This window comes from Nocardiopsis sp. iso_237 (assembly GCF_056173345.1).
In genome coordinates this window covers 3576303-3591013 of the sequence record NZ_CM149669.1, presented here as the reverse complement: position 1 = coordinate 3591013, position 14711 = coordinate 3576303, and the positions used below count along the sequence as shown (strand labels likewise).

General features: G+C 73.7%; 14 protein-coding genes. 7 read left to right on the top strand and 7 right to left on the bottom strand.

Annotation, left to right across the window (positions count from 1 at the left end):
* Positions 1-99: 99 nt before the first annotated feature.
* Both AC0VYM_RS16595 and AC0VYM_RS16590 read right to left on the bottom strand, forming a co-directional pair.
* Complete coding sequence (locus tag AC0VYM_RS16595) at positions 100-840, bottom strand: septal ring lytic transglycosylase RlpA family protein (RefSeq protein WP_475453105.1); 741 nt, start codon at positions 838-840, stop codon at positions 100-102.
* A 218-nt stretch (positions 841-1058) separates the two neighbouring features.
* Positions 1059-2249, bottom strand: a complete 1191-nt coding sequence (locus AC0VYM_RS16590; protein WP_475453103.1) for a dual specificity protein phosphatase family protein — start codon at positions 2247-2249, stop codon at positions 1059-1061.
* Between the two features lie 181 nt (positions 2250-2430).
* Here AC0VYM_RS16590 and AC0VYM_RS16585 point away from each other — a divergent pair, with 181 nt between their 5' ends.
* Entirely contained in the window at positions 2431-3324 is an 894-nt protein-coding gene (locus tag AC0VYM_RS16585) for an ADP-ribosylglycohydrolase family protein (protein ID WP_475453101.1), read from the top strand.
* Between the two features lie 9 nt (positions 3325-3333).
* Here the strand turns inward: AC0VYM_RS16585 and AC0VYM_RS16580 are convergent, their stop codons facing one another.
* Entirely contained in the window at positions 3334-3960 is a 627-nt protein-coding gene (locus tag AC0VYM_RS16580) for a hypothetical protein (RefSeq protein WP_475453099.1), read from the bottom strand.
* 63 nt (positions 3961-4023) lie between these two features.
* Between AC0VYM_RS16580 and AC0VYM_RS16575 the strand changes: the two genes are divergently transcribed.
* Together AC0VYM_RS16575 and AC0VYM_RS16570 are read left to right on the top strand one after the other, a co-directional pair.
* A complete protein-coding gene (locus tag AC0VYM_RS16575; protein WP_475453097.1) occupies positions 4024-4164 on the top strand; it encodes a hypothetical protein in 141 nt (46 codons plus the stop codon).
* Positions 4165-4288: 124 nt separating this feature from the next.
* On the top strand, positions 4289-4765 hold the full coding sequence (locus tag AC0VYM_RS16570; RefSeq protein WP_475453095.1) for a DUF6194 family protein: 477 nt from the start codon (positions 4289-4291) through the stop codon (positions 4763-4765).
* 33 nt (positions 4766-4798) lie between these two features.
* Here the strand turns inward: AC0VYM_RS16570 and AC0VYM_RS16565 are convergent, their stop codons facing one another.
* Positions 4799-5194, bottom strand: a complete 396-nt coding sequence (locus AC0VYM_RS16565; protein WP_475453093.1) for a winged helix-turn-helix transcriptional regulator — start codon at positions 5192-5194, stop codon at positions 4799-4801.
* Between the two features lie 88 nt (positions 5195-5282).
* Here AC0VYM_RS16565 and AC0VYM_RS16560 point away from each other — a divergent pair, with 88 nt between their 5' ends.
* The 3 genes from AC0VYM_RS16560 to AC0VYM_RS16550 all read left to right on the top strand — a co-directional run bounded on the left by AC0VYM_RS16560 (position 5283) and on the right by AC0VYM_RS16550 (position 7330).
* Positions 5283-5429: a hypothetical protein gene (locus tag AC0VYM_RS16560; RefSeq protein WP_475453091.1), complete on the top strand. Its 147-nt coding sequence runs from the start codon at positions 5283-5285 to the stop codon at positions 5427-5429.
* Positions 5430-5440: 11 nt separating this feature from the next.
* On the top strand, positions 5441-6079 hold the full coding sequence (locus tag AC0VYM_RS16555) for a DsbA family oxidoreductase (RefSeq protein WP_475453089.1): 639 nt from the start codon (positions 5441-5443) through the stop codon (positions 6077-6079).
* Positions 6080-6202: 123 nt separating this feature from the next.
* Positions 6203-7330 carry a hypothetical protein gene (locus AC0VYM_RS16550; RefSeq protein WP_475453087.1) on the top strand — a complete coding sequence of 376 codons (1128 nt, stop codon included), beginning with the start codon at positions 6203-6205 and terminating at the stop codon, positions 7328-7330.
* A gap of 64 nt (positions 7331-7394) precedes the next feature.
* Here the strand turns inward: AC0VYM_RS16550 and AC0VYM_RS16545 are convergent, their stop codons facing one another.
* The 3 genes from AC0VYM_RS16545 to AC0VYM_RS16535 all read right to left on the bottom strand — a co-directional run bounded on the left by AC0VYM_RS16545 (position 7395) and on the right by AC0VYM_RS16535 (position 13995).
* Positions 7395-9026 (bottom strand): OmpA family protein, encoded by a 1632-nt coding sequence (locus tag AC0VYM_RS16545; protein ID WP_475453085.1) that lies wholly within the window; start codon positions 9024-9026, stop codon positions 7395-7397.
* A 185-nt stretch (positions 9027-9211) separates the two neighbouring features.
* The gene (locus tag AC0VYM_RS16540; protein WP_475453083.1) at positions 9212-10975 is read right to left on the bottom strand and encodes a S8 family serine peptidase; all 1764 of its coding nucleotides are present in this window, start codon (positions 10973-10975) and stop codon (positions 9212-9214) included.
* A 95-nt stretch (positions 10976-11070) separates the two neighbouring features.
* Positions 11071-13995, bottom strand: coding sequence for an ATP-binding protein (locus AC0VYM_RS16535; protein ID WP_475453081.1), 2925 nt, complete (start codon positions 13993-13995; stop codon positions 11071-11073).
* Positions 13996-14169: 174 nt separating this feature from the next.
* Here AC0VYM_RS16535 and AC0VYM_RS16530 point away from each other — a divergent pair, with 174 nt between their 5' ends.
* Positions 14170-14658, top strand: coding sequence for an anthrone oxygenase family protein (locus tag AC0VYM_RS16530; protein ID WP_475453079.1), 489 nt, complete (start codon positions 14170-14172; stop codon positions 14656-14658).
* Positions 14659-14711 lie beyond the last annotated feature (53 nt).

The window sequence follows — 14711 nt, the reverse complement described above, 5'->3', positions numbered from 1 at the left end:
ATCGGGCCAGGTCAGCGGGGTGCGGTGGGGTGGAGACGGCGATGCGCCCCGCACCGGTGGGGTGCGGGGCGCGTCGGGTGTGCCGTGGGGGGTGTGGGGCTAGCCCACGACCTCCCAGGCGACGGTGCCCACACCGGAGCCGGTGCCGATGATCTCGTCGAAGGCGGCCGTGGACAGGTCCAGGCAGCGTCCGGCGATGAAGGGTCCGCGGTCGTTGATGCGGACCGTGACCGACTTGCCGTTGTTGGGGTTGGTCACCTTCACCATGGTGTTGAACGGCAGCGTCTTGTGCGCGGCCGTCATGCCGTAGGTGTCGAAGGTCTCGCCGTTGGCGGTGGTGGCGCCGTGGAAGCCGTCTCCGTAGAAGGAGGCCTCGCAGGTGCCGCCTTCGCCGGTGCTCTCGCCGCCGCCGGAACCGGAGCCGCCGGAGTCACCGGAGGGCGCCTCGGGTTCGGTGGTCTCCTCCTCTTCGGGCTCCTCGCGGATGTCGGAGCCCGAGGCGGTCAGGGCCTGGGGCGCCGCGGCCTGGGTGCGGTCCTGGTCGTCCTCGGCCTGCGCGGTCTCCTCTGCGGGCTCCTCCACGACCAGCGTCTGGGGCTGGGCCCGCGGGATGCCCGCGGCGTTGGTGGCGGAGTCCGGGTCGGCGCCGGAGGTGAGGACGGCCGCCGCGGCGGTACCTCCCACGACCAGGGTCAGGCCGGCGGCCGAGGCCACGACCAAGGCGCGCTTGCGGCGCGAGCGTGAGCGCGCGGCGGCCTGGCGGGGTCCGACGACGGGTGCGGCCTCGGTGGCCGCCTCATGGTCGTCGGCGGGTGGGATCTGGGGCTCGTTTGTGCCCACAACACAGTCCTTCGAACGGGAACAGGGGCGTGGCGGTGACCTCCCGGCACGGCGGCCGTGGGAGGCGCGGTGCGCCAGGTGGTGCGGGCCCCGGAAGCGGGTGGAGCCGAGCACGGGAGACAGCGGGGACCGCCGGTGGCTTGGCACGGGGTCCGGGCGCAGAGCCTAGGGGTAACGCGAGGGTAACGGCACCGGAAAGGGCCGGTTTGTGGAACTTATCACCCACTGATATGGGATGTCCGCAGTTCCGGTCGACGCGGAGGCAGCCCTCCCGGAAAGAGGCTGGTCAGGGGGTTGGGGAGGTCCAGGCCGCTGAGCTCGGCCACCGCCTGGGACAGGGTGGGGTTGTCCAGATGGCCGCCCACGGTGGGGATGAGGGCGGCCATGGCCTCCAGGGGCGAGGCGCCCAGGGTGGCGACCGCGTAGCGGGCGGCCACCGCCGGGGTGCGCGAGGCGCCCGCCCAGCAGTGCAGCAGCACCCGTTTGCCCTCGGCGCGCAGCGCGGCCACGGCGGAGGCGGCCTCGTCCAGGGTGAAGTGCAGGTTCGGGTTGCGGCCCGGGGTGTCGTGCAGCCACACCCGTACCCAGTCCGGACCGGCCAGGTGGGGAGCGTCCTCGGGGTGGGTGCGGCACAGCGAGACGGCCGCGTCCACCTCCTCGGGGCGGGTGCGCAGGAAGTCCAGGTTGCCGAGCAGGACCTGGGGGTCCAGGGGGTGGGGCACGGCGAAGGGCGGCAGGCGCAGCCCGGGCCGGTCCCGGATGGGCAGCTGGGGCCAGCGGTCGGGGTGGGAGCCGTTGAGGGACACCAGGGCGGCGACGGTCAGCGCGTGCGGGTCGGTGTGTTCGCTGAGCCTGCGCACGGCCTGCAGGGGCAGGGCCGAGGTCCCCCACCGGGCCCCGGCCAGCGCGCCGGTGTACATCGCGGCCAGGTCGCCGTGCGCGTGGTAGGCCGCCCACACCGCGTCCACCAGGTGGGCGCAGGAGAACGCGCCCAGGGCGGGGCCGTCCACCGGGTGGGGGGTGCGGGTCAGGGCCCGCCAGGACGCCCCGAGGGGGTCGTCGTTGGTGGTGTGCTCCAACGAGGGTTCACCGGCGGGCGCCGCGCCGGTGAGGACCAGCGAGCGCAGCGCCCGCGTCCACGCGGTGGACACCGGGTCCCCTCCCGGGGACGACGGGGCCGAGCGCAGGGCGGCGTGGACGAGGTGGGCCAGCCCTTCGGCGCCGGTACCGGCCGGGTCGGTCAGGTAGGCCGGGTCGGCCGGAGAGGTGGCGGCGGTGGCGAAGCGCTGTGAGAGGGCCATGGGCGTGCCGACCAGGGCCGCCGCGGCCACGGCTCCCAGGAGGGAGCCGACGGCGCGGTCGTGTGAGGGTTCCTCGACGGGGCGTGCGTGGGTGGGTGCAGGCGACACGTCTGTCCTGTCCGGGGTGGGGTCGGTGGGCAGCGCCGGACCTCGGTGAGGGCGGTGCTCACCGGGGGTCTTCCCTGGAGAGGTCGCCCCCGCACACGCCTTGCCGGTTGTGGCCATGCCGGTACCCCGGCCCGGACGGGCGTGGACAGGGGGCGCTCGGATGGTCAGGATGGGAGGTGTTATGCACACCATCGACGTCGCGCGCCCGGTGCGCGCCCTGGCCTCCCTGACCGCCCTTGCCGTGGGCGACGCCTTCGGCTCCCAGTTCTTCGTCCGCGACAACCGGCCCCACCTGGTCGACCGGGAGCTGCCGCCCGGTCCGTGGCAGTGGACCGACGACACCGAGATGGCGGCGTCGGTCTACGCCGAGGTGCGGCGCGGTGGGGGGCTGGACGCCGACCGGTTGGCGTCCTCCTTCGCCCACCACCACGACTTCGACCGGGGGTACGGTCCGGCCACGGGGCGGATGCTGCGCCTGGTGCGGGAGGGCGGCGACTGGCGGTCGCTGGCCTCGGAGCTCTTCGAGGGGGCGGGGTCCTTCGGGAACGGGGCCGCGATGCGGGTGGCGCCGCTGGGCGCCTGGTACGCCGAGGACCTGGACGAGGTGGCCGCCCAGGCCGAGGTGAGCGCGCGGGTGACCCACACCCATCCCGAGGCGGTGGACGGGGCCGTGGCGGTGGCGTTGGCGGCGGCCCTGACGGCGCGACGTGAGCCGTTGGGCGCGGGCCCCTACCTGGACCGGGTGGTGGAGCGCCTGCCCCAGGGGCGGGTGCGTGAGGCGGTGCGGGACGCCCGTGCGCTGCTGATCACCACCGACCCGATCGGGGTGGCCCGGGAGTTGGGCAACGGGTCGCGGGTCAGCGCGCTGGACACGGTGCCGTTCGCGCTGTGGGTGACGGCCCGGCACCGGTCGGGGTTGGCGTCGGCGCTGTGGGCGACGGTGGCGCCGGGCGGTGACATGGACACCACGTGCGCGATCGTGGCGGGTGTGCTCGGTGCGGGGCTGCCCGTGGGCGCGCTGCCCCGGGAGTGGGTGGAGCGCACCGAGGCGCTGCCCGCCTGGGCGTTGGGCTGAGTCCTCGGGTCAGGGCCCCTGGGTGGGCGGGTGGAGGAGTCGTTGGAGGTGGCGTGCGCGGCGCACGGCGGTGAGGACGACCAGCGCCAGCCCGCCCGAGACGCCCAGGGCGGGGAGGAAGAGCAGCGATCCCAGCGCTCCGAAGAGTCCGGTCACGAGGGTTCCGGTGCTCCGCGCTCCGGGGGCGATCCCGAAGCGGACGTCGTCGGCGGCCCGGCAGGTGAGGGTGTACTCCCCCGGTTCGGTCAGGGTGACCATGCCGATCATCGCCCAGGACCCGTCCTCGTCCTCCACCTGGTGGTTGAAGGTGGGGTAGGTGAAGGCGGGCCGGTGGCCGTCCGGGGCGGTCAGGGCGCAGGCGGTGTGGTCCACGCCCCGGGGTGAGCCGTAGAGCAGCCAGCCCTGTTCGGTGTGGTCGGGGTCCTCGACGGTGAAGGTGGCGCTCTGGGAGCCGTGGGTGCTGGCGGCGAACTCGGGCAGGGCCACGGCGCGCACGAACAGCAGGGCGAACAGGACCGCCCCCGCGACCAGGGACAGCGGGACGAGTGCTCCGCCCACCCAGTACCAGGCGCGGGAGGGGCGCAGGTCCCGGGGGTCCACGCGGGGCCGTCCGGGGCGCGGGTTCGGTGCGGCCATGCGGTGAGTGTCGCATGGCCGACTCGCGTTTCCCCAGGTGTTTGGCGGGTTCTTGGATATGTGGTGCCCGATTCGTGGGTCCAGGCGGCGGGTGCGTCCTCGGCCGAGGGGCGGTGCCTGGAGGTGGCGTGCGCCGTGGTGGCCCTGGTCTTCCTGAGGTCGGTGGGCGGCCCGGACCCGGACGGCGGTTCACCCGGGATTTGAGGGATGGGGGCCATGTCATCCCTCTGTACTCCGGTCTTCTGGGAGAAAGTCTCACAAAGCAGTTGAATGACACACTTGAAGGCGGGTGGTCGGAGGGACTGCCCGGAATCCTTGAGGGGGCGTGATGGACCACGACGAGGTCATCCGGTACGCGGCCGGGTTGGGCGAGGTGCACGTGGAGACCGCGAGCAGGGAGAGCGGGGCGCCCGAGATCGCCTGGGGCGACTCGTTCCTCCTCTACGACCCGGACGGCCGGGCCCGCGATCGCGACGGCTTCACCCCGTTCGCGACCGTGGTGACCAAGGACTACCCGGGTTTCGACACCGACTCCGACCTGGACCGGCCCGGGGTGTTCCGGGTCAACGTCGCGGTGGGGCGGGCGCTGTTCGAGGAGGTGGTGGGCCACTCCCCCGCCGCGCACGCCGAGCACCGGAGCGGGTTCGACTTCACCGAGCTGGACCGGCTCCTGCCCCATCCGGCCTACGCCGCCCAGGGGTGGGTGTCGGTACTCAACCCGGGGCCCCGCACCGGGGAGCGCACACGTGGGCTGTTGGCCCTGGCCAGGGAACGCGCCGCCGCCCGGTACCGCCCCCGGGGCTGAGGTCCGAACCCCGTCGGCCGCGGCGGGGCGGGGTCAGCCGTTCTCGCGGTCGTGGCGCTCGCGCGCGGCGCGGACGTCCTCGCGGTGTTCGTGGGCCCAGCGGTCCAGTGCGGTGATCGGTTCGAGCAGGGTGTGCCCGAGGCCGGTCAGCGCGTAGTCCACGCGCGGGGGGACACTGGCGTGCGCCGTGCGTTCCACCAGGCCGTCGCGGACCAGGGCGCGCAGGGTGAGGGTGAGCATACGCTGGCTGATCCCGTCGACGGCGCGGTGCAGCTCGCCGTAGCGGTGCGTGCGCTGGCCGAGCAGGACGATGACGAGCACGCTCCACTTGTCCCCGACCCGGTCCAGGACCTCGCGGACCGGGCAGTCCTCGGGGTTCTCGGCGAGAGCGCGCTCGGTCAGGGGCACAGGGGTGTTCGTAGCGGACATGAAAGTTCCTTCTTGAGTCCGGTCTGTCCTACCTGCATACTCACTGATCAGTAGGTTACGCACAAGAAGTATGTGAGGGGTGGTGGGTGTGAGCGAGTCGCGGAGCACGCCCGAGTCGGTGCCGGTGCCGGTGCCCGAACCGGACGCGGAGCAGGGTCCCCTGCCCGTGGTCGGTGGCCTGGTGACGTTGGGTTCCGAGGACGCGCCCGCGTGCTCGGACGGAATCTGCCTCTGAGAGGGACGTTCGTGCAGATCGAAGTGTGGTCCGACATCGTGTGCCCGTGGTGCTACATCGGCAAGCGGCGCCTGGAGCGGGCCCTGGAGGAGTTCGGGTACGCCGACGAGGTCGAGGTCGTCTGGCGCAGCTTCCAGCTCGACCCCGGCTTTCCGCGCGGGGTCAGTGAGCCGGTCCTGGACTCCCTGGCCACGAAGACGAACGCCACCCCCGACCAGGTCAGGGCGATGACCGGGCAGGTGAAGGAGGTCGCCGCCCGGGAGGGGCTGCACTACGAGTTCGACGGCGCGGTCATGGTCAACACCTTCGACGCCCACCGGCTCACCCACCTGGCGAAGGAGCGGGGTCTGGGCGGTCAGGCGCACGAGCGGCTGATGCGCGCCCAGCTGGTGGAGGCCCGCGACCTGGGCGAGGTGGACACCCTGGTGGAGCTGGCGGTGGAGATCGGCCTGGACGCCGGTGCGGCCCGCACGGTCCTGACCGGCGACGCCTACACGGCCGAGGTCGAGGACGACATCCGTACCGCGCGGGCCCTGGGCGCCACCGGGGTGCCGTTCTTCGTGCTGGACCGGGCCTTCGGGATCTCGGGGGCGCAGCCGCTGGAGGTCTTCGCCTCGGCATTGGAGAAGGCCCGCGCCCAGAGGGCCTGAGCCGGTAGGGGGCGCCTCTCCCTCCATCGGGGGAGGGTGTCTCACCCCCGTTGGGGAGGTGCTGACGGGGGTGCGGGAGGAGTGTGGTGGTGAAGGTTCGCCCCACCCCCGAAGGAGCCGGTCATGTCCGTCCCACCCACCCGTACCCACACGCATCCGCCCGGCGCGCCCTACCGGGCCGCGCTGGCCTGGTCGGCCGCCGCCCTGGGCCTGGCACTGGGCTGGCTGGCCGGTGTGGTGCCGCACGGGCTGTCCGAGGCCGGTGCGTTCGGAACACTCTTCACCACCGACAACGCCGGGGTGGCCACCGTCATGACCTGTGTGGTCGGTGCCGTGGGAGTGGCCCTGGCCCTGCTCCTGCCGCGCGGGGCCGCACCGCGCCTGGTGGAGCCGCTGACCTGGGCCCTGGTCGCCGTCCTGCTGCTGTTCTACGTCGAGTCCTCCCTGCTCGTGTGGCTGGGCTACAGCATGATCATGCCGGTGGCGGTGTGGGTGGAACCGGCCCTGGGGTCGGCGTACGTCACCTACACCCTCTCCCCCGAGCTGCTGCACGTGCTGTTCTTCGCGCTGGGCACGGGGATCTGGGTGTGGGCGGCGCTGACCCACCGCCGGGGGCGGCGGGAGGGGTGCACGAGGTGCGGCCGCGCCCCGGCGTGGACCCCGGAGATCGAACGCTCCCTGCGGGTGCGGGCCCTGCGTGTGGGCAGGATCGCGGTGGCCTGCGCGTTCGTGCTGGCCCTGCTCTACCCGGCCCTGCGCCTGCCGTGGCTGTTCGGGTACTCGATGGGGATGGACGCGGACCAGTTCGCGTCCATCTCGGCGGACCCCGGCACGGTCATGATCGGTGTGGGGCTGGGGTCGGCCGGTGTGGCGGGCGCCGTCCTCATGCTGGGCCTGGTCCAGGGGTGGGGGGTGCGCTTCCCCCGTTGGACGGTGTGGCTGTCCGGGCGACGTGTCCCGGTCTCCCTGGCCGTGGTCCCGGCGGGCCTGGTGGCGATGGCGCTGGTCGGGATGGGTCGCGGCATCCTGGTGCGGACCTGGCAGCTGGGCGGGATCGCCCCCGGGTCGGAGACGCACACGTTCGTCTTCGGGACCATGCCCCTGTGGGCCGCCGCCCTGGCGGTGGCCACCGCCGCCTACGCGGTGCGTCGACGCGCCGCGTGCGGGGTGTGCGGGCGGGGTCTGCCGGAGGCCTGGCCCGTGCCGGTCGAGGAGAGGTCGGAGTCCGACTCCGGGACGCCGGTCGGCTGAGACCCGGACGAGGCGCCGCCCCGCCCCCTTCCCGGGAGCGGGGCGGCCGCGGTGCCGGGTCGGGCTACTGGACGGGGACGCCGGGGATCTCCCCGAAGGCGCCCGCGTACAGGTTCATCTCCCGCACGTCCGGGCCCGGGGCGGGGAAGACCGCCAGGGCCAGGTACTCCTCGCCCGGGGAGAGCGTGAGGATCTCGTCGGCGAAGTCCTCGTACTCGCCCTCACCGGCGCGGATGCGGATCACGTAGCGGATCACTCCGGTGCCGGGCTCCTCCAGGCGGAAGCCGCCCATGGTGCCCTCGGTGTACTGCTGGGGGCTGCCGGGCAGGGACGCCTCGTCGCCCTCCAGGTCGGCCTCCAGGTCGGTCAGGGTGGAGTTCTGGAAGCCCACCATCTGGAACAGGTAGGCGCCGTCGCGCACCATCGGGTACACGTTCAGCTCCAGTTCCCCGTGGGCGACGGTGGTGAACGGGTCCAGTTCCTCGAAGTAGGGCGCCGGGGGGCCGACGTGGCGTTTGGCCGTGTCCAGGCCGCCGCCCTCCTCGGTGCCGTTGTCGGCCATGGGGACCTCGTAGGAGAACTCGACGCGCCGGTTGCGGGCGCGGGCCTCCTCGTCGTCGTCCCCGCCCTCCTCGGCGAGCAGCTCCTCGCTGCCCCGGCCCTCGGTGGTCAGGGTGAAGTCCGAACCCAGTTCCTCCTCCAGCAGGGTGCGCACGGCTTCGGCGCGTTCCTCGGACAGGACCTGGTTGTAGCCGTCCGCGCCCTTGCCGTCGGTGTGGCCGACGACGGTGATCTCCACGTCCTCACCGAGGTTCTCGCGCAGGGACTGCGCGGCCTCCCTGATGGTGTCCACGGCGTCGTCGGTGGGGTCGGACTCGTCGAACTCGAACATGTTGTCCGCGTGCAGGGCGATGACCTCCCGGTCGCCCGCGCGGGTGGTGGAGGCGGTGGAGCCGTCCACGAAGCTCTCCATGGACTGGACGAACTCCGTGGTGTCCAGGCCCGGTTCCGGCGCGGTCTCCGGGTAGACGATCTCGTCCTCGGGCAGGTCTCCCTCGATCACCCAGGTCTCGGGGTCGATGTAGTCGTGGACGTCGGGTTCGGGCAGCGCGGTGAACTCGTCCACGTAGCTGACGGGGACGCCGGGCACGTGTCCGGCGGTCAGCCCGGTCAGGGTCAGGAACTCCACGTCCTCGCTGGGTGCGGGGAAGTACCGGCGGATGGGCGAGGGCAGTTGTTCGTGGATGGGGACGAGGTCGCTGCCCTCGATGAAGTAGCTGCCGTAGGGTTCGCCGTGCTCCTCGTCGGTGATGGGCAGCAGGACCTCGCCGGAGACCGGGTCGACCAGGCGCAGGGGCGCGCCCGCGTAGGAGACCTCGTCGTTGTTGATGACCTCCAGGATGTTGCGGCTGAAGTCGATCATCAGGTACTCGCCGTCGTGCTCCAGGGCCTCGACGGTGATCTCCACGGCGACGTCGTTGCCGCCCTCGACGAACATGCGCCCCTGGCGTACGAAGGGCAGTTCGACGTCCGCGGCGGTGACCTGTTCGGTCTCCTCCGTGGCGGCGGGTTCCTCGCCCTCGTCGGAGGTCAGGTCGCGGACCAGGCCGCAGGAGGTGAGGGCCAGGCTCAGGGCGATGACCGCGCCGGTCACGCCCAGGGCTCGTGGGGACGTGCCTGGGGATCGTTGGGACATGGTCGGGGGACTCCCTCGCGGTGGTGCCGTGCTCCGGCCGGGGTGCCGGGCGCGTTGGTCAGCCGGTCAGACGCGCGGCGGGGCCGTCTGGTTGCGGGAGGCCGCTGACCGGTGGGGCACGGACGGGGTGCGGTCCCGCGCCGAGGGGTGGGGCGCGGGACCGCTGGGGGTGGGGTGGTGGGTGGTTAGAGGGTGATCGTCCTGGTGAGGGAACCGGTGGCGCCGGTGGCGTCGGTGACGGTCAGGGTGACGGTGTAGGTGCCCGGGTTGGGGTAGAAGTGCCAGGCCCTGGCCCCGCTGGCGGTGCCGCCGTCGCCGAAGTCCCAGCGGTAGCTGGCGATGGGGGCGTCTCCGGCGCTGGAGCCGGTGGCGTTCATCTCGCAGAGGTGGAAGAAGGCCAGGCAGGAGCTGGTGAAGGCGGCGGTGGGCGCGACGTGGTCGGGGGCGCCGACGGACACGCTGGTGTCGGTGGAGTGCGTGCGGCCCTGGTCGTCGGTGACGGTCAGGGTGACGGTGTAGTCGCCCTCGGCGGCGTAGGTGTGCTCGGTGGAGGCGCCGGTGTCGGTGGTGCCGTCACCGAACTCCCAGGACCAGCCGGTGACCTCGCCTGCGCTGCCGGATCCGTCGAAGGTGCAGGTCAGGGTGGTGTCGTCGCAGGAGTGCGCGACGGAGGCGACCGGTCCCTCGGGCGGGGTGGCGCCGCCGTCGGCGGGGAAGACGGCGGGGTCGCCGACGTCCAGCAGGGGCTCGTGGACGCCGTCGCCGGAGGTGTCGTTCCAGTCGAGGTTGCCAGCGCCGGTGAGGGTGTCGTAGAGGGCCAGGACTCCGGCGCGGTCGGTGGGCTTGGCGTCGCCCACGGCGAGCAGGGCCAGGCCGCCCGCGGCGTGCGGGGAGGCCATGGAGGTGCCGCTCATGGTGCCGTAGCCGCCGCCGGGCATGGTGGAGGTGACGCAGGAGCCGGGTGCGGCGATGTCCACGGTGGCGCCGAAGTTGGAGAACGTGGACAGGGTGTCGTCCTGGTCGGGGCGGCAGGTGAGGGTGCCGCCGTTGCCGCCGGGCGCGCCGTCGGAGTCGGCCATGGAGGAGACGGTGAGCACGTCGGGGTGGTTGGCGGGGAAGAAGTTGGCGGCGTCGCGGGCGCTGTTGCCCGCCGCGACGGCGTAGGCCACCCCGGAGGCGACCGAGTTGGTCAGGGCCTGGCTCAGGGCCTGGTCCGCGCAGCCCTCACAGCCCAGGCTCATGTTGGCCACGCCGATCTGGGCGGCGTTGGCGGTCACGTAGTCCACCCCGGCGGCGATCCCGGAGAGAGTGCCGCTGCCTCCGGAGTTGAGGACCTGTACGTTCCACACGTCGGCGCCGGGGGCCACACCCACCACGCCGAGGTCGTTGTCGATCGCGGCGGTGCTGCCCGCCACGTGGGTGCCGTGGCCGTTGCCGTCGGTGGCGGTGTTGGCCACGCAGGTGCCGCTGGTGCAGTTGACCGAGTCGACGACGTTCAGGTCCGGGTGGGATCCGTCGACGCCGGTGTCCAGGACGGCGACGGCCACGTCGGGGACGTAGTTGGCCTGTCCGTCGATCCGGAGGTTGGGGTTGTCGGGGGCGAAGACCCGGGCGACGCCGTTGGGCACGTCCTGCTCGAAGGCCTCGACGACCTGGTCCTCCTGGAGGTAGGCGACGTCGGAGTCCTGGAGGAGTTCGGCGGCCTCGGCGGCGGTCATCTGCGCCGCGTAGCCGGTCAGGGCGTGTTCGTAGACGCCCAGGGGGTCGTCCCCGTGGCGTTCGGCGACCTCGGCGGGGTCGGCGCTCTCGTCCAGGACGACGATGTAGGTGCGTTCGACGGGGTCGCTGGTGTCGAGGAAGGAGGGCAGGTCGGGTTCTGCCGCGGCGGGCGAGACCGCGAGGATCGGCAGTAAGGCCGCGGCTGCGAGCACGGCACCGAGCTTGCGCATGTGTGCGGGGACCCTTCTGTGGCGGGGGATCGGGGAAGGGTGGCCACCCGAGAGTCATGATCCGTCGCCCGGCCGGGAGCGACCATACGTAGTGGCTACGTAGTTCTCCGGGTGCGCGGGGAGCACGTAGGGGACGACGCGGGGTCGGTGGGGTTCAGGTCGCGGCGCGAGTGCAGACCCAGCTTGGCCAGGGCGTTGGCCATGTGTGTCTCCACGGTGCGCGGCGACAGGTGCAGCAGCGCGGCGATCTCGCGGTTGGTGTGGCCCCGGGCGGCGAGGGCGGTGATCTCGTTCTCCCGGGGTGAGAGGCGGCCGTCTCCCGAGCCCCCTCCCCTGGCGGGCGGCGTACTGACGCCGTGTTCGCGCAGCAGGCGGCGGACGCGGCCGGCGTCCCAGGCCGCCCCGAGTTCGGTGTAGGTACCCAGGGCCGCCTGGAGGGAGGCGATCCCCAGGTCGGGTCCCCGGCCGTTGGCGGCGGCCAGGTGGGTGCGGGCGGAGGCCTCGCGCGCCAGCGCGGCGTCGTAGGGACGGGGCATGTCCCGGTAGGCCTCCTCCGCCTCGGTGTACAGGTGCAGGGCGCGGTCGTGGAGCCCTTGGTGGTGGGCCAGGGCTGCCTCGAAGCGGACGAGGGCGGCCCGGGCCGCCGGGGCGCTGGTGCCGCGCAGCCCGGCCCGGAACCGGGTGCCCAGTTCCCGGGCCACGGCGCCGCGTCCGCTGGCCAGCAGGGCCTCCATACCCGGGACCAGGTCGGCGGCCCACACCCAGATGCCCTTGCTGGCCACGAGGGAGACCAGGTCCTCCACCCCCTTCCATGCGGCGGCGGGGTCGCCCTGGGCCAGGGCGAGCCGGGCCAGCAGACCGGCGGCGAGGGCGCGCACGGGTACGGCGTGGTCGGGGGCGGTGAGGTCCGGTACGGGATGGTCGGGCGCGACGGAGGGCGGCCGGGGTTCGGGGCCCAGGACGCGGCCCAGGTGGGTGCGGGTGGTGGCGGGGTCCCCGTGGGCCAGGGCCAGGGCGGCGCGGACCGCGGTGAGTTCGGCGGTGACCGAGTGCAGGTGGACCAGGCGGCCCGAGCCGAGGTCGAGTTCGGCGCGTTCGGCCAGGTCGGACCAGTGCCCCCGGTTCCAGTCCAGGATCAGGCGCAGCGCCGCCGCGCTCTCGCGTACGTAGGGGTCGCAGGTGCCCGCGGTGTCGGCCAGGTGGCGGTCGGCCCGGTCGTAGTGGCCCAGGATGACGGCGGCGTCGGCCAGGTTGAGTGAGGCGCGGACGAACTCGCGGCGCCGGGCCAGCGTCCGGGGGCCGGTGCGCGGCCAGGGGTCGTCGGGGCGCGGTGGGGCCACGTCCCAGGCGGTGGGGTCCCCGATCTGGGCGAGCAGGGTGGCCTGGTTGACGCGCACGATCTCGTCCACGGCCGGGTCCTGGCTGCGCTGGGCGGCCCGTACGGCCCGTTCCATCCACCGCCGGTGGGTGGCCACGGAGTCGGGGGTGGAGCGGGGCACGGCCAGGGCGCACATGGCGCGGGCCGCCAGGGCGGGACGGGTGGAGAGTTCGGCTGCGGCGCGGACGAGTTCGTCGCGGGCGGACCGGTTCTGGGAGGCCTGGTTGAGCAGGAGCAGCCCGAGTTCCATGCGTAACTCGCCGCGTTCGGCGGCGGACAGCCCGGGGGTGTCCAGGACGTCGCGCAGCAGCCCGATGGTGTGTTCGGCGGAGATGCCGGTCAGGGCGGCCCGGCCGAGTTTGAGGGCGAGGTCGCAGCGGCGCCGGGGCGGCAGGGTGGCGCGGGTGAGGGCGTCGCGCAGCAGGGCGACGGCGGTGGTGTCCTCCCCCTGGGACAGGGCCGTGTCGGCGGCGCGTTCGGCGTTCTCGGTCCAGGCGTCCGGGAGCCCGGCCTCGCGGGCGTGGTGGGCCATGCGGGCGTGCGGTGGTTCGGTCTGTTCACCCAGGACGCGGAGGCTGGCGCGGTGGAGGCGGCGGCGTTTGTCGCGGGGCAGCGCGGTGTAGGCGACCTGGCGCAGCAGTGGGGTGTGCGGGGTGAGGGTGGTCGGCCCCAGGGAGCGCAGCAGTCCGCGTTGGAGGGCCCTGGCCAGGGCCTTCTCGGCGCGGGCGGTGGGCAGCGCGGCCACGCGGGTGAGTTGGGTGTCGGTGGCGGGCTGGTCCAGGACGCAGGCGGCGCGGACCAGGCGCCGGGTGTCGCGGTCCACCGAGCGCAACCGGTCCAGGACCCAGTCGCGCAGGGGCGCGGGTACCGCAGGTGTGACGGGCACCGCTGGCTGGTCCTCCGCTCCGGGCTGGTGTGCCAGGTGGTGCAGGGTCTCGGCCACGGCCAGGGGCAGTCCGCCGGTCCAGGTGTGCAGGCGGAGGGCGTCGGCGTCGGTGACCTCGGAGCGGTGGGGGTCGAGCAGGCGTGCGGCCAGGGTGCGCACGTGCTCCGGGGACAGGGGCCCCAGGGCGAGTTCGCGGTGGCGGGTGCCGGGCGGGGTGCGGGCGGCCAGTGCCGCGACGGGGAAGGAGCGCGGGAGTTCCTCGGGGCGGTGGGTCAGGACCAGGGTGAGGGTGGCGGGCAGCCGGGGAGCCAGGTAGGTGAGCAGGTCACGGGTGGCGGGGTCGATCCACTGCACGTCCTCCAGGACCAGGACGGTCGGGCCGAGGGCGCCCAGGAGCTCGGTGAGGGCGCGGTAGGTGCGGTGGTGTCCGGCGGCCGCGTCCACCGGGGGCGGTGGCGGCGGGAGCCGGTCGCCGTGCTCGGGCATGAGGGGGGTCAGGGTGCCGCACAGCGGGCTGAGTCCGGCGGGGATCGCGGCGGGGCGCAGGGCCTCGATGACGGGGGCGTAGGGGAAGGGGTCGGCGCGGGGCGGGCAGTACCCGGTCAGCACGGTGCCGCTGGTGTCGTGCAGTTCCTGGACCAGGCGGGTCTTGCCCGTTCCGGCCGCCCCGGACAACAGGACGACGCTTCCGGGAACCGCGGCCTCACGCAGCTGCCGTCGTTCCGTGTCGCGCCCGACGAGTGGGGGGAAGCACACGCGGTCACCGTATAGCGACGGAGGGCTTCGCGAAAGGGGGGCTGTGCCGGTGCGGTCCCCGTCCCAGCGACGGGGGCGGCCCCGTACTCCGTGGCGCCGAACACGCGGCGGTGCTTGGATGGGGGTGTCACGTGGCCCGTGGGTGGCCCGGACGAGGAAGGGCGGGCGCGTCCCATGCTGGAGATGGTGTTCGGGGTCGTTCCGGTGCTGGCCGCCGTGCTGACCGGACTGTTCGCGGGTCTGTTCCTGTCCTTCTCGATGGCGGTCATGCCCGGACTGGCCCGTGCCGGGGACCGGGCGATGGTCGAGGCGATGCAGGGCATCAACACGGCCATCCTCAACCCCCTGTTCGCGCTGGTCTTCGTGGGCGCGCCGGTGGCGGCGGCGGGGACGGCCGCGCTGTACGCCTCCGCCGGTTCGGTGGGCCCCCTGGTCTGGTCGGGCGCGGGAGCGGCCCTGCTCCTGGTGGCGGTAGTGGTCACGTTCGCGGTGAACGTGCCGCGCAACAACTCCCTGGACCAGGCCGGAGCGGCCGAACACCTCCAGGACCCGAAGGCGGTGCGGGCCGCGTTCGAGCCGGTGTGGGTGCGGTGGAACCACGTGCGCTCCCTGGTCTCGGTGGCGGCGCTGGTCTGCTCGGTGACGGCCCTGCTCCCGGCCTGACCCGGGCCCTCGGGTCGGCGCGTTCGCCGTCCGCACCCGCCCCCGTGTGTGAA